Origin of the sequence: Psychrobacillus sp. FSL K6-2836 (assembly GCF_038003085.1) — a bacterium.
In the GTDB taxonomy this organism is placed as follows: domain Bacteria; phylum Bacillota; class Bacilli; order Bacillales_A; family Planococcaceae; genus Psychrobacillus.
In genome coordinates this window covers 1925487-1941140 of record NZ_JBBOOM010000001.1, presented here as the reverse complement: position 1 = coordinate 1941140, position 15654 = coordinate 1925487, and the positions used below count along the sequence as shown (strand labels likewise).

The following is a 15654-nucleotide window of genomic DNA, read 5'->3' as shown; positions in this document are numbered from 1 at the left end:
AAGTATCTTTTCTCTAGTTGTCCAATAACGCACTAACCTGCATCTCAAAAAAATCAAACGGTAATAATATAGCAAAACGTCTGTCCAAAGCCCTTCGAAAACGATAGGAATAGGTTTTGACCTTAAAGAACCAGGCATGTCTTTTGCCTGGTTTTTCTTATATTTTATAAAATTCAATACCTTTTTGGACATAAAAAGAGGGAAGTACTACTATAAAGTATAGGAGGTGCTAGTGAAATGTCCGAGCAAAACCTTATTTCAAAGATCGACATGAAGGCTCTTATTCCTTTAATCAGTAAGGAATTCAAAAAGTACTTTACGAAAAATATTAAAGCATTATATCACTATACAAATCTAGAAGGCGCACAAGGAATAATTAGCGATAAAACCTTTTGGGCTTCGCATATAAAGTTTATGAATGACTCGAAAGAATATAGTCATGGGCTAGAAGTATGTGAAAGTATTGTACAAAAGCTCATTCAAGAATTACCATTAGAAAATCCTAGAAGAGCATACCTAGAAGAAGTTTTTGCGATTCTTGAGGAACAGGATACAGATATTTTTGTTGTTTCATTTTGTGAAAGTGGAGACCTACTGAGTCAGTGGAGGGGGTATAGCAGAAGCCAGCATGGCATCTCTATTGGCTTTGATTTTTCATCTTTGTTTGATGTTTCCTTTCATTTAAGTGAAGAAAACTTTTTTCCTCGAAAAGTGATATACGATCATAAGCTGCAAGAACGAATTATTCGCAGAATTATAAATATCTCGCTCCTCAGCTTAGAGCTAAGCGTACAAAAACCTCAATTTTCTCCAAAGGAAGTGGCACGAACGATTGGATACTTTCTTCCACTATTTAAACATGCTACTTTTTCAGAGGAAAAGGAATGGCGAATCATTGTGACGAACTCCAAGAGTATGCCCTATCAGCATGAGCTTAAATTCCGTGCGCGAGATAATATTATTCTTCCATATATCGAGCTAGAGACACATAACAAAATACTTCAAAATGACAATAGGCTTCCTGTAAACCAAATCATTATTGGCCCTTCCGGAACCAATGAATTCACAGCAAGAAGTATCAATTATTATTTGAAAAACGTAGGATATCCAACTGTACCTATTAAACTTTCCCATATTCCATATAGATAGTAAGAAAAACCGCCAAAAAGACGTCCGGTCCTAAAAGGTCAAAACCTGTTTTTACCGTTTCCAAGAGCTATGGACAGACGTCACAACCAATATCACTTTTGGGGGTCATCTTATGGCGTTTGTACCGCATTAATGGGCAGTAGATAACTGACCGTAAAAGCCCGAAGTAGAACATAGACGTAAAAGCGACACATAGTGTGGTTTCGTCTATGCGACTCGCTTCCTGCGAGCCTCGGGTCAACAATATATTGTTCACTTAGGCAATGTGCACGACGCGACGTTATTTGCCTGAGTTCAATTTTTCAATTAGTGGGGATGAAGCCACACTAATTGAAGTTTCACTTTATCTGTCTGTCGTCCTCTGTTGAGTAAAAGGCAGATACTTTACTTTAAATAAAGTGAAACCTATTACAGTGTAAAATCGTAAAAATGGTATAAAAACTAAAGGAGAAGTGTTTATGTCATTTTTCAATAAAGTATTAGCAAGTATCGGAGTTGGTGGGGCTAAAGTAGACACTAAATTAGAAAAGTCAGAGTTTACTGCTGGAGAAATCATGCAAGGTGTAGTAGAGGTCAGTGGTGGGAATTTAGAACAACAGATTGATGCAATCTACTTAACGCTAAATACAACTTATATTCGTGAATCGAATGATCGAAAATACACGGATGTAGCGGCTATTCAAAAGCATAAAGTAACTGAACCTTTTACAATTGGAGCAAATGAAAAGAAAGTAATCCCCTTTTCACTAACACTTCCTGAAGACGCACCAGTCACTTATGGAAGCACCCGTGTATGGGTTAGCACAGGACTAGATATCAAAAATAGTGTGGATCCTACAGACAAAGATTATATTAACGTACGACCAACGAGAATAGCGACACATATTTTAGAGACGATTGAACAACTTGGATTTAAAATAAGAAAAGTTGAATGTGAGAAAGCCTCCTATAAATTAGGTAGTCGATATCCGTTTGTCCAAGAATTTGAATTTGTGCCGACTAGCAGTTCCTATAGAGCAAAACTAGATGAACTAGAAATCCTATTTCTGTCTCAGTCCGCTCAATCAGCTGAAATTTTAATGCAGGTTGACCGAAGAGCAAGAGGTCTCGGGGGACTGTTAGCAGAGGCATTTGAAATGGACGAGAAATTCATTCGATTAACGATCAATGCACAAGACATACCTACTCTTAAAGACAAACTAAAGAGAGCTATAGGGATCTAGCGCATAATTCATTCAAAATGCATATAAAATAATAAGCACCTCCAACTATTTTTAAAATGGTTGGAGGTGTTTTGATGGGAGTGGGATTTTATTCACGGTAAATACTTGTTTGATGATTAGGAGTACTGACTCAGTCTATTTTTCAAATGGATTCCCCCTTTTCACAGTTGTTGGAAGTTTAGGTAACTAATTATACTGCTGTTATTATGGAAATAAAATTATTGATCCTCGCTGGATGAAGTAGAGGGAATGTCTATAAAACTAATTTATGTTGTGCGTATTTTAATGAAATTCCCCCTTTTTTGACACTTAACTAACCATTGGTTATAATATAACCAATGGTTAGTTTTTTTACGAAAAGAGGGCATATAATATGAAAAGTAAACAAGAACAACGTTCAGAGGAAACCAAAATGTTGATATTGCAATCTGCTGCAAATTTATTTGCCAAAAAAGGATATGATGCAGTAACGATTCGAGAAATTGCAAAGGATGCGGGCTGTTCACATACGGCAATTTATCTATACTTTAAAGATAAGGAAACATTACTTCACCAGCTTTCTTTGCCACCATTGCACCAACTACAGCAAAAATTGAAGGCTATTTCAACATTGGATTCATTAACATCAGAAAGCAAGCTAAAAGAAATAAGTTTAGAGTATATTTCCTTTTGTTTAAAACACCGCAATATGTATGATATTTTTTTCAACGCTAAATCCTCGAGAGTGGATAAAAAGCCAGAATTAGAGGTAAACCAACTTCGATTTGAAATATTTGAACTATTGAAATCGATTATCGAGGAAAATCTTTTCATTTCAAATGATGAGCAGCTGTTAGCATTTTCTCGAATTTATTATTACCAATTGAATGGGGTATTGAGTACGTACTCCTATCAGCATGAGCCACATGATGTGCTAATGGAAAGATTGAAACCAACATTTAACCTAGCAATAGAAGTTTTACTTTTAGGTTTTCAAGAAAAATTAAAGTAAGGGGTAATGACGATGCAGGTGAAAAAGATTTCTGAGCATATATGGAGCTTAAAAACATGGATGATTATTCCTATTCATGTATGGGTCGTAACTGATAGGGAAGGTATCACCTTAGTAGATGCGGGAATGCCGATGATGACAAAAGGAATTATGAAATTCATAGAACAACTAAATGCTGGCCCATTACAGAGAATACTCTTAACGCATGGACACTCCGATCATGTTGGCGCGGTAAAAGGAATTTTGAAGAAGTATGAAGTTCCAGTGTACGCTCATCAAATTGAAATCCCTTATATGGAGGGAGAAGTCGTTTATCCAAAGAGAAAAAAGTTGGAGAATAATCTTCCAAAAACATTAACTAGATCGCTATTAGAAGAGGACTCAAAAGAATTGAAGAAAATCGGGGGACTTACTCCTTATTTCACTCCAGGGCATTCTCCAGGTCACGTCGTCTATTACCATGAACAAGACCAAGTATTATTAGCTGGAGATCTGTTCACTTCGAAAAAGGGAAAGCTCAAGCAGCCTATGCCTACGTTCACAGCAGATATGAAGCAAGCAGTAGAAAGTGCTAATATTATAAGCCTATTAAAGCCAAAGCAGTTAGAAGTATGTCATGGAAATACAGTTCTTCAACCTTCCGATCAACTAGAGGAATACATAAAAACTATGAAGAGAAAGTTAGGGGGGTATTAGGAATGTTGCTATTCAAATATACAGTATTTGGCTTGTTTTTTGCTATGGAGCTATTTGCACTTGGTGCTTTTTCTTACTGGGGCTTTCACATGAACAAAGGATGGTTCATCAATACTGTATTTGGAATAGGAACACCCTTACTAGTTGCAATATTTTGGGGAACTTTCATTGCTCCGAAAGCCACTTTTCCGGTGACAATTCCTATTCGAATATTACTACAAATAATCGTATTTGCTCTTGCTACGACTGCACTATTTGCAGCAGGAAAAGGTAAACTGGCTATTATATTTGGTTTTATTGTTTTCATAGAAATGATTTTAATGTATTCCATAGAGGAATGAAAAAATATAAGGTTCATACTACCTTTTAATAATGGCGGGGGCTTTTTTTAAAAGAAAGTATATAAAAATGTACTGTGTACAATGGATTCATGGGACTTGAAGTAATGATTAATACCGCTGATTTCCGTTATAGGTGGACGCGTTCCGCAGGGTGAGCGATGAACCATCACCGACGCTTGCGCGTTCGCCGTTAATGCGGGACAAACGCCATAAGATTACCGAAAAAAAGTGATATTTGTTGTGACGGATGTCACAACAATCACTAAAAATTCACTCGGTAATAATATAGCGAACGTCTTTCCAAAGCCCTTCGAAAACGATAGAAACAGGTTTTGACATTAAAGAGCGCTTGCACATTTTACAGGTTTTAAGCATCTCTTTAATCCTTTAACTAGGTACATTGGAAGGATCAACTACAATTTTTGAAGTCAACTCATAGAAGGAAATATTGGAATCTATGTAGAATTGAAGGATATGGGATAGATGAAAAGAGGGAGTTATTATTTGGTGGAGTGGTGAAATTGTTGAACAGTTAATGATAGTTTTAGGATGGATTGTAATTGGCATAATTGCCTCGCGTCTATATAAAACGCGGTTAGAGAAGCCTGTGATTTGGAAACTAATAGTAGTTCTTCTTGTAGGTTTTTTTACATTTTCTGTTAATTTGAATGTTTTTGGCCAAGTAGTACAAATTTCTATCCTTCCCCTTGGAGTATGGATACTATATGCGCTATTAAGTAAAAATAAGGCAACCTGGCAAAAGTATCGACCATTTGCTTGGTTAGGCTTTATGGCTAATTATATTTTATTGATATTCCTATTGGTGGGAATACTAGTAAATCATCTTCTTTACCCGGGAAATAACTTAAGTACATATATTTCTAATGTGGAGGATGCCTATATTATTAATACGCATCCAACGGCAAACGAAAGCTCTCTTATTAAGGGAAACTTAATAGCTTCTCTACAAGGTGCTAAGCAACAAGATTATTTCAGTAATAGTTGGTACAACGAGACATTAATAGGACCCAATAAAACAACTGAGCGCTTTCCTTATATGCTAGCGAATACTATTCCAAAATGGGGAAGTGGACTTCGTACTACTATTTATCTGGAGAAAAACGGAAAAGGGATATTAATAACTACACAGGAGAAGCAATTTTATTTTCAAACGGAAAATTCCCTGTTGGAGGAGGCGGAATAAGTGAAGAAGACAATCGTACTTGCCTCCATACTAATCGGGGTTATTCTACTTTCCGCAAGTTTCTGGTATTACACTTCTGATCCAACGCCGTTTCCAACAGATGAACAGTTAGTGGAAGAGATGACCGATGATTTTTCAGTAGTTTCTAATAGTGTAATTCAAGATACTGTCTTTTTAGATGACCATCATGTGTTTGTTCCATTTATAGCAGAGGGTGATATGTATGGGTTTAGTTTATGGGAGTGGAACAATCGTAAATGGGATGAGGTTCTCGTTTCAACAAATGGGGATATACGAGTATGGAAGATTGATAGTAAGGATCCAACAACCTACCATATCGTTTGGAACTACCCACCCCAAGATCAGTTAGATTATATGAAGTTTTACTTTATCAATAAAAGAGGATTTCAAGTTAGTGATGGTGAAGAACACTACGAACCAGGTATGCAATTAGAGCAAACAATCACACTATCAGAGAATCTTTATGGAAGTATGAAACTTTCGACGGAGTGGGTATCAGTTATTAATTCATTAATCGATTCTAGAATGGCCTCAACATATTATTTTGGTTGGAGGGCTTTTGATAGGTCAGATAAAATTACATATCCTGAAGGAACTGGAAATGGAAGTTCTTCCTGGGGCGGAGATACACATATCGAATTTATCAACTTTTTAGAGGAATCCGAATTAGAATAAGCGTACAATTATTCAAATTTCCGAGATAAATTAATTATGCAAGCGCTTGCATAATTATTGTGGAAAGATTAAAATAACTCTATTAAGTTCATTTAGGGCGGTGGTAAAATGGGGCAGCAAATGGATCCTTGGTGGAAAAAAAGTGTCGTGTATCAAATTTATCCAAGAAGCTTTATGGATTCAAATGGTGATGGTCTTGGGGATATTCAAGGCATTATTTCTAAGTTAAATTACCTGCAAAAGTTAGGGATAGATGTTATTTGGCTGAGTCCAGTCTATGATTCTCCGAACGATGATAACGGCTATGATATTCGAAACTACCGGACAATTATGCAGGAATTTGGAACAATGGAAGATATGGAACAGTTGATAGAGGAAGCTAAGAAACGTAGAATACGAATTTTGATGGATTTAGTGGTAAATCATAGTTCAGATGAGCATGAATGGTTTGTAGAATCAAGGTCTTCTATGAATTCTAAATATCGAGATTACTATATTTGGAAAGATGGAAAGAATGGCCAACCACCTAATAATTGGGGCTCCGTTTTCTCGGGCTCCGCTTGGGAAAAAGATGAGCTTACAGATTCGTATTATTTACACTTATTTTCTAAAAAGCAGCCAGATCTAAATTGGGAGCATCAACCTCTGCGGGAGGAAGTGTACCAATTAATGGAGTTTTGGCTCGAAAAAGGGATTGGTGGCTTCCGAATGGATGTTATCAACTTTATCTCGAAGGATGAACAGCTACCAGATGGTATAGTGCATCCAAATAAATTATTTGGGGATGGGAGCCCTTATTTTATTAATGGACCGAAAATTCACACTTACCTTCAAGAGATGAATGAAAAAGTATTGAGTAAATATGATGTGGTTACGGTCGGGGAAATGCCTGGAGCGACAACCGATGATGCACGCATTTACACAAATCCTAATAATAAAGAAGTGAATATGGTTTTCACATTTGAACATATGGATTTAGACAGTGGATACGAAAAATGGAATGTGCAGCCGTTAAATTTAATCGATTTAAAAAGAAATTTCGAAAAGTGGCAGTATGCACTTCATAAAGTGGGCTGGAATAGCTTATATTGGAACAACCATGATCAACCAAGGGTAGTATCCCGTTTTGGTAATGATGGAGAATATCGGAAGCTTTCTGCAAAAATGTTAGCCATCTGTCTGCATATGCTACAAGGTACCCCGTATATTTACCAAGGGGAAGAGCTTGGAATGACGAATGTGAAATTCCAGATGCTTGAGGATTACCGAGATATTGAGACGTTGAATATGTATAATGAAAAAATTGAGCAAGGAATTTCCCATGAAAACATAATGTCTGGTATTTATGCAAAAGGTCGGGACAATGCAAGAACACCTATGCAATGGACATCAGAGGGTGGCTTTACGACAGGTACTCCGTGGATTCGAATGAACCCCAATACAGATGAGATAAATGCCGAACAAGCTATAAATGATTCCGCATCTATTTTTTATACGTATCAAAAGCTAATACAGCTTAGAAAGCAGCATGACATTATTACATATGGCAGCTTCCAGCTTTTACTTGCCGATCATCCAAACTTATTTGTTTATAAACGACAGTTGGCCGATGAAGAGTGGCTAGTGGTTACAAATTTCTCCACCCAATCGGAGGAGCTAGAATGGAATACATGTGATGTGCCATCAGAATCAGGTAAACTTATTATTTCAAACTATGACACGATCCAAAAAAATGAAAATTTAATAAAAATTCGTCCATATGAAGCCTTTGTGGTCGCTTTTAAAAGGGAGATAGAGAATTGAAGAAGGTACTGGGAGTAGATATTGGTGGAACGAAAATACGGATGGGTATCGTAAATGAACAGGGTGAAGTTCTAGTTGATAAGACGATACCAACAGTATTGCCATTATATCCATATTTAGAGGAGCAGGTTCTTGCGATGAAGAACGATGTTCCAGACATAGCTGGAGTTGGAATTGGAACAAGAGGAATGGTAGACGCGGCAACGGGTGTCATCACATTTGAAACAGAAATGCCGGGATGGCAAGGGACACCTGTAAAAGCACTACTTGAAGCAGCAACAGGTCTTCCGGTAGAGATCAACAACGATGCCAATTGTGCTGCGCTGGCAGAAGCTAGACTTGGTGCAGCAGCAGGCTTTAATCATGTAGTTTGCCTAACAGTCGGAACAAAACTTGGCGGTGGCATAGTGCTTGATGGAAAAGTGATGAATGGGACAAATGGTGGCGGTGGCGAGGTTGGTCACTTAATATTGTATCCAAACGGTATAGTGTGTGGGTGTGGCAGACCTGGCTGTAGTGAAGAGTATGTATCCGGAACGGCTATCAATAGACTTATCCAAGAAGGGAATGTCATCAATACAGAAACAAATGAATTGGCAAAGCCACACGACTTATTCCGTTTAGCTGCAAATGGTCATGCTGGAGCAATAGCAGTCCGTGAGCGTTTTCTGTCTGATTTTGCTATAGTTATCTCTAGTCTTCAAGCAGTACTCGATATGGACTGTGTCGTTATTGGAGGCGGCGTATCCGACTCTGCTGATCATTGGTGGGAAGAGCTGCTTGCTAAAGTAGAACCACTTAAGCTAAAACCAGTTCAAGTTCGACGTGCAACTTTTGGCAATGAAGCAGGGATGTTGGGAGCAGCTATGCTTGTAATAGATTCATCAAAATAAGCTAAAAGTGTGCATACATCATGCACACTTTTTTTATGGGAATAATTAAGTAGATACATTCCTTTTCGTAAGTAATTTCGACCCAAAAGCAAGTAAACAAAGGTATTCGCAATTCTTGAAAATAATACAGAATCATGCTTGGAATTCTATTGTTATTAAATATTATAATAGGATGTCAGTTATAAAAAAGTCTTCTCCAATATGGACAAGACTATTTTGAGTTGGTGATTATGTGATGGTCTCGTGAGAATACATGTCAGTCTCATCCATCCATGTTCTGAGCAATATTTTTGCAACATGACAAAAATGTCACTTCAGATGATGTTAAATCTATGGTGGGCTAGCTAATTAGTCGTTATAGTATGTTGGTAAAGGAGGTCAAAACAATGACAAAAATTATACAAACAAAGAACTTATCGAAAGCTTACGGAAAAACACAAGTCTTAAAAAATATTGACATGACGATTGAAGAAGGTGAATTCACTGCAATTATGGGACCTTCTGGTTCTGGGAAAACGACATTAATGAACACCCTCTCGACTATTGATACTTTTAATGGCGGGGATGTTTGGATAGAGGGAAAATCGCTGTTAGATATAAAAAAGAATGCTTTACGAGAATTCCGTCAAAAAAGGATGGGGTTTATTTTTCAGGATTATAACTTACTGGATACCCTAACAGTGAAGGAAAATATTCTGCTACCGCTTGCGTTACAAAAAACACCCATAGTGGAAATGGAACAACGATTAGCAAAGCTGATTGAAGCATTAAATATTGAATCGATTTTACATCAATATCCGTCTGAAATTTCAGGTGGCCAAAAGCAGCGTACGGCCGCAGCTCGGGCAATTATTACAAATCCAGCCATTGTGTTTGCCGATGAACCAACAGGTGCACTTGATTCAAGGTCAGCTACCCAGTTGTTAGAACAAGTTCAATTACTCAATCAAACGTATAAAACAACGGTTCTGATGATTACACATGATTCATATGCCGCGAGCTACTGCAGGCGCGTGATTTTTCTCCGTGACGGAAAAATCGTCAACGAACTGTTTAAAGGAGAGCAAACGGAAAAAGAATTTTTCGATCGCATCTTAACGATTCAAAGTGCTATTGGCGGTGATCAGAGATGAACATAATAGATTTATCATGGAGAAATATGAAACGGAACTTCCGTTTGTATACTATCTATTTTATTTCCATGCTTGTTGGAGTTGTTATTTATTTTACCTTTTCCGGTTTAATGTTTAACAAGGATGTAGTTGCAGCCATTCAAAATAAAGAAAACTACGAAACGAGTATTTTCATTGCTTCGATTATCGTCTTTTTGTTTATAGTGTTTTTTATTTTGTATGCTAACTCTTTTTTTATGAAGCAGCGGAAAAAAGAATTTGGTATGTATTTACTTTACGGGATGAAAGAAAGACAAATTGTCACAATGGTCTTTTTTGAAACGTTATTCTTAAGCGCGATTTCAGTGGCCAGCGGAATATTAATCGGTGGATTACTATCGAAATTTTTCGGTAGGGTATTAATGAACTTAATGCGCTACAATGACGACATTTCCTTTGCTTTTCCATTGGAAGCCATCATCTCCACTATTCTGTTATTCGCTTTATTAATCGGCATTATTACTATTCAAAGTTATTTTAGCGTCCGTCGTGTGCAGTTAGTTGAATTGTTTCATGCAAAAGAAAAAATGGACAAACCGCTTATATTTTCTATGCCTTTGGCGATATTGTCCATCCTATTGATTGTAGCTTCCTACTACACGATTACCTTAGCGGGAGATACAGATATATGGAAAGATTATTTTAAAGAAACATTAATTGCTACAACATTAGCATTGATTGTAGGGACGTATTTATTTTTCCGTCAGTTTTCTGGTTGGATTTTACAGAAAATGAGTCAGAGTAAAAATTACTTAAATGGTAACAAGGTGCTATGGATTTCCTCCCTTCGTTTTTCTATTCGAGGAAATACAGTAAACTTTACGTTTAATTCGCTAATTAGTGCGGTTGTCATCTTTTCGGTTGGATTTATCGCCGTAGATTATGCAGTGAAAGGTGACGTTGTAAAAAAAGAGTTTCCAAACCATATTGCCTTTTCGGTGCAAGAAGAAGAAACACAAAAACAAATTGAACAAATTATGAATGACTCACATCCAATTATAGGACATGAAACAATTACGGGAATTCAAACAGAAAAAATCCAAAATAGAAAAACGTTCTTTAGTCATCCCGAATATTACACAGAGGAATTTTACCTTTTCCCAGAGTCCCAATTAAACGCAATTGTTGATTTGCGTAAAGTTGGTGACAAAGTAGATTTGGATGGTGAAGAAGCAATTGTTTTAACAAGAGGATTAGATGAACCAACAAAATATAAAAGTTCTAAACCTGAAATTACTGTTCTAGAGAACAATACATTTAGTGTAGTCGAAAAAATACGATACCCGTTGTTAAGTATTCCAACGAGTCCTGGTGGAGATTCCGATCTTCAACCTTCTGTACTCGTTATTTCAGACGAATTTTTTGAGTATTTAAAAGAAGATCATACCCTTTCTTTGTATGAAATTTATGAAATTGAAGATTCGAAAACATCCAATGATGTATCACGAGAAATATACGATATCGTTATGCAAACAGAAGGAGCATATTATTCAGCTTTTATAGATATATATTCCATGGATACAGAATCATCATCTTTAGTATTGTTCTCGGTTGCGTTTTTTGCAGTAATTGCATTGTTTGCTTTAAGCAGTGTCATTTACTTTAAACAGCTACGCGAAGCTACAGAAGAGCGAGAGCACTACGCAATCTTACGGAAAATGGGTATTGGCGATAAAGAAATGAAAAAGATTATTCGGAAGCAATTACTTTTCGTATTTTTACCACCACTAATTATTGGATTGGTTCACAGTTGGTTTCTTTTATACTACACAGTCATCCTAGTAATAAAAGATTTACCGTCCTTAACGACGATTATTTTTTCTGTCATGGGATTGTATGTGTTAACTTATCTAATTTTTTATGTATCATCAACATCTATTTATTACAAAATTATCAACGAAAAAAACACACGATGAGTTATTCTACTCTTCGTGTGTTTTTTGGCGTATTAGATACGGATCATCATCCTTTGGAAAATGAATGATGAATTGGGTATATACGCCGACTTCAGACATACAGCTAATATAATGACCAAGTTTGTTTGATAAGCTTTGCGCCAAATATAAACCCATTCCTGTTGACATTGCATGAGTGCGACCGGTTTCACCAGTAAACCCACGATTAAAAATTCGCGGAAGATCTTTTTGGCTGATGCCAATTCCGCTGTCTTGAATTAGCAGCTGCTTTTCTTGCGGGGTTTCGAATGCAGAAATGGTAATTTTCCCACCATGTTCTGTATATTTCAAGCTATTCGTCAATAACTGATTAACGATAAACAGCAACCATTTCGAATCACTTTGAACGACAAGTGTTTCTGCCTGGAAGTCAATGCGGATTTTTTTGGAAATAAAGGTTTTCGAGTGCATCTTAACGACTTCTTTCGAAATTTGGATCAAGTCACAGTTTTGAATTTCGTAATCCTGGTTAAAGCTATCGAGCTTTGCGTAATAGAGAGCTTGGTCGACGTAATTCTCAATCTTCGTGATTTCTTCCCTTAAACTACTCTCGTCCATATCGGTTTGCTGCAGTAAGCGAAGAACAGCGATAGGTGTTTTAATTTCATGGAACCAGGAGACGATAAAATCATAATGGTCCTTCTGCATGTCTTGAATTCGGTTGATTTCACGGATATGCTGCTTGACCAACTCTTCGATGTGTATTTTAGCGAACTCTCCTTCAAGTGACAAACTCTCATAATCCTCACTTTTCATTTTTCGGATCAAACGCACATTTTGCTGGTAGCGAAATATTAGAAATCCGAGCAACACAATTGAAGAGAGGGCAAAGGCATAGAAGAATGTACCCCATGCCCATCCGTCATTGCTATCAGTAAAAAAAACCGTGGCAGAGATTAAGAAACCAGTTAGGTACAGATAAATAAATGGCTTTTCATAGGTTAGATAGCGTAGGAAGGTCATTCAATCAAATACCCCATTCCTTTTCGTGTGACAATGAACTCCTCCAGACCAAGTGAAGCGATTTTCCTGCGCATTCGGTTCACATTCACAGTTAGAGTGTTATCGTCTACAAATTGTTCCTCGGTCCATAATGCTTGCATTAAGTCATCGCGCGAAATAATTTTTCCAATATTTCGCATCATTAATTGTAGAAGGATGAATTCATTCCGGCTTAACTCTGCGCTTTGCCCTTTATATTCAATTGTTGAATTGGTCACATGTAATTTCAAGTCTCGATGGGTGAAGCTGCTGTTCTCCTCATCTTGATAAGTATATTTCCGGCGGAGGAGCGCACTGATTTTCATGACCAGTATATCCAAATCAAATGGCTTCTGGATAAAATCATCCCCACCCATATTAATCGCCATTATAATATCCATATTCTGATTTCTGGATGAAAGGAATATAATCGGAACCTTGGAAACCGAGCGTAATTGTTGGCACCAGTAGTATCCATCAAAAACCGGAAGATTGATATCTAAAAGAACGAGGTGTGGACTGTTGCGCTCAAATTCCGTTAAAACCTGGTCAAATTGGGTCACTTCTATGACATCATACTGCCATTTTTTTAATGTATCAGCGACAATTCGTCTAATTTTTTCATCGTCCTCAATGATCATTATTCTGTACATAAAATCCCTCGTTGTTTGTAATAGATTCAATACAATAAGCTAAGAGTGTGCATAAATTATGCACACTCTTCTTAAAGAAAGTATATGCTTTTTTCTCAATACCTGTCCAGATTCAAACTTCCAAGGCAAAGGTGCTTGCGCATTTCATATTAATAACCAGGTTTTTTGAGAATCTTGAATATATTATTCTTGTAATCTTCTACACCGGGTTGGTCAAATGGATTAATATCTAATAAGTATGCGCTATATGCACATGAAATCATGTAGAAGTACAACAAGTATCCGATATGCTCCTCGTCAATTTGCTCGATGGTCAAGGAAACCTGTGGTACACCGCCATCCAAGTGAGCGCTAGCAGTTGCTTCATGGCAGGCATGGTTGAATTCATGAAGTGATAACCCGCTTAAATAGTTCAATTCGTCGCCATCGTTCTCAGCTTCAAAAACTGTTAGATCTTCATGCGCATTTTCGACAGTTAAAAAAGTTTCGAATAACATGCGTTTTCCATCTTGAATGTATTGTCCTAATGAATGCAAGTCCGTCGAATAGACAACAGATGCTGGGAAAATCCCTTTACCATCTTTGCCTTCACTTTCACCGAACAATTGCTTCCACCATTCTTGGATATAGCGTAGTTTTTCATCAAAAGTAGCCATAATCTCAACCGGGTATCCTGCATCATACAAATGCTTCCGGATAATAGCATACTGAATAGCGCTATTGGTTCTTGTATCTACTGCGCTGAATTCATGTTCCGCTTTTGTGGCACCACCAATTAATTTTCCGATGTCATATCCTGCAGCCGCGATAGGAAGTAAACCAACAGCAGTAAATACGGAATATCTTCCCCCTATGTCATTTGGCACGACATAACGCTTATATCCTTTTTCGATCGCAAGTGATAGAAGTGCACCTTTTTCTTCATCCGTTGTTACTAAAATACGAGATGCTGCCTGATCCCCATAGCGTTTTTCCATGTATTGCTGTAAAAATCGGAACGCCAAGGCCGGCTCGGTCGTTTTACCAGACTTGGAAATGACATTTAGTGATACTTCTTTTCCATCTAAGTAGGACATCAGTTGCTTTAAGTATTCTCCACTAACCATATGACCAGCAAAAATTACTTCCAGGTCGCCTTTTGTTTCAAATGGGGTCGATAGTGCCTCGATAACTGCTTTGGATCCTAAGTATGATCCACCGATTCCAATAACGACTAGTACATCCGAATTAGAGCGAACTTGTTCGGCTGTTTTTTGGATTTCTTGTAGAAATTCAGTGCTCATATTGCTTGGCCAATCAACCCAGCCTAAAAACTCTGCCCCAGCTGCTGATTTAGTATGAATCCCCTGATGAATTGCCTCTAATCTATTCGTTACTTCTGGTGTTACAAGTTTTGAAAAGTCCCCTGAAAAATTCACATTAATATTCATACGCATCCCCTTTGTAATCCTACATATTATAAGACTAATTTTAACATTAAGTACTTAGAAAAACGAGGAGAGGGAATAAGAATATTTCGAATAAATAAAATCCCCAAACGGTTATAGCTCATGTTTGGGGTATTTTTAGTTATTGAATTACATCATCGTAAATTAATCCATCATTATCTAAGCTAACAAGCTTTAAATGGTTGGCTTCTTTTACGAATACACTCTTATAATCTTTCTGTCCTTCTTCATTCTCAAAGAAAATGACGCGTGTTCCATTATTATCGCTTTCCACATCCGCATCATACGTAGACAAATCAATATATTTAGCTAATAAATCATACTCGGGAAGGTCATTTAATGTTTCATTTTCTTCCTTTACTATAGGTAACTCTTCTGTTCCTGTTTGATTGGATGCTTCATCAGCACAACCTGCTAATAAGGATATTCCTAAAAGTGCAGTAAATAAT

General features: G+C 37.1%; 15 protein-coding genes. 11 read left to right on the top strand and 4 right to left on the bottom strand.

The features are described 5' to 3' along the window. Positions 1-237 precede the first annotated feature (237 nt). The 11 genes from MKY37_RS08950 (at position 238) to MKY37_RS08900 (ending at position 12084) form a co-directional block, all read left to right on the top strand. Positions 238-1149, top strand: a complete 912-nt coding sequence (locus tag MKY37_RS08950) for a DUF2971 domain-containing protein (RefSeq protein ID WP_340776148.1) — start codon at positions 238-240, stop codon at positions 1147-1149. A gap of 458 nt (positions 1150-1607) precedes the next feature. Further along, a complete protein-coding gene (locus tag MKY37_RS08945; RefSeq protein ID WP_340776145.1) occupies positions 1608-2372 on the top strand; it encodes a sporulation protein in 765 nt (254 codons plus the stop codon). A gap of 373 nt (positions 2373-2745) precedes the next feature. Further along, a complete protein-coding gene (locus MKY37_RS08940; RefSeq protein ID WP_340776142.1) occupies positions 2746-3363 on the top strand; it encodes a TetR/AcrR family transcriptional regulator in 618 nt (205 codons plus the stop codon). Between the two features lie 12 nt (positions 3364-3375). Further along, positions 3376-4059 carry an MBL fold metallo-hydrolase gene (locus tag MKY37_RS08935; RefSeq protein WP_340776139.1) on the top strand — a complete coding sequence of 228 codons (684 nt, stop codon included), beginning with the start codon at positions 3376-3378 and terminating at the stop codon, positions 4057-4059. A 2-nt stretch (positions 4060-4061) separates the two neighbouring features. Next, entirely contained in the window at positions 4062-4400 is a 339-nt protein-coding gene (locus MKY37_RS08930) for a YrdB family protein (RefSeq protein ID WP_340776136.1), read from the top strand. Positions 4401-4935: 535 nt separating this feature from the next. Next, entirely contained in the window at positions 4936-5604 is a 669-nt protein-coding gene (locus tag MKY37_RS08925) for a hypothetical protein (protein WP_340776133.1), read from the top strand. Continuing rightward, on the top strand, positions 5605-6300 hold the full coding sequence (locus MKY37_RS08920) for a hypothetical protein (protein WP_340776130.1): 696 nt from the start codon (positions 5605-5607) through the stop codon (positions 6298-6300). 108 nt (positions 6301-6408) lie between these two features. Continuing rightward, positions 6409-8103: a glycoside hydrolase family 13 protein gene (locus MKY37_RS08915; RefSeq protein WP_340776128.1), complete on the top strand. Its 1695-nt coding sequence runs from the start codon at positions 6409-6411 to the stop codon at positions 8101-8103. Further along, the gene (locus tag MKY37_RS08910; RefSeq protein WP_340776124.1) at positions 8100-8996 is read left to right on the top strand and encodes an ROK family protein; all 897 of its coding nucleotides are present in this window, start codon (positions 8100-8102) and stop codon (positions 8994-8996) included. Before MKY37_RS08915 ends, MKY37_RS08910 begins: the two co-directional genes overlap by 4 nt. A gap of 386 nt (positions 8997-9382) precedes the next feature. Next, positions 9383-10129, top strand: a complete 747-nt coding sequence (locus MKY37_RS08905; RefSeq protein ID WP_340776121.1) for an ABC transporter ATP-binding protein — start codon at positions 9383-9385, stop codon at positions 10127-10129. Beyond that, entirely contained in the window at positions 10126-12084 is a 1959-nt protein-coding gene (locus tag MKY37_RS08900; protein WP_340776118.1) for an ABC transporter permease, read from the top strand. Before MKY37_RS08905 ends, MKY37_RS08900 begins: the two co-directional genes overlap by 4 nt. Before the next feature lie 6 nt (positions 12085-12090). On the opposite strand, the gene MKY37_RS08895 is transcribed toward MKY37_RS08900, so the two are convergent. From MKY37_RS08895 to MKY37_RS08880, 4 genes are all read right to left on the bottom strand, one after another. Beyond that, entirely contained in the window at positions 12091-13086 is a 996-nt protein-coding gene (locus MKY37_RS08895) for a sensor histidine kinase (RefSeq protein ID WP_340776116.1), read from the bottom strand. Continuing rightward, the gene (locus MKY37_RS08890) at positions 13083-13757 is read right to left on the bottom strand and encodes a response regulator transcription factor (protein ID WP_340776113.1); all 675 of its coding nucleotides are present in this window, start codon (positions 13755-13757) and stop codon (positions 13083-13085) included. Before MKY37_RS08890 ends, MKY37_RS08895 begins: the two co-directional genes overlap by 4 nt. Positions 13758-13906: 149 nt before the next feature. Beyond that, positions 13907-15193 (bottom strand): glucose-6-phosphate isomerase, encoded by a 1287-nt coding sequence (locus MKY37_RS08885; protein WP_445323030.1) that lies wholly within the window; start codon positions 15191-15193, stop codon positions 13907-13909. A 133-nt stretch (positions 15194-15326) separates the two neighbouring features. After that, the gene (locus tag MKY37_RS08880) at positions 15327-15500 is read right to left on the bottom strand and encodes a hypothetical protein (RefSeq protein ID WP_340776107.1); all 174 of its coding nucleotides are present in this window, start codon (positions 15498-15500) and stop codon (positions 15327-15329) included. Positions 15501-15654: the final 154 nt, after the last annotated feature.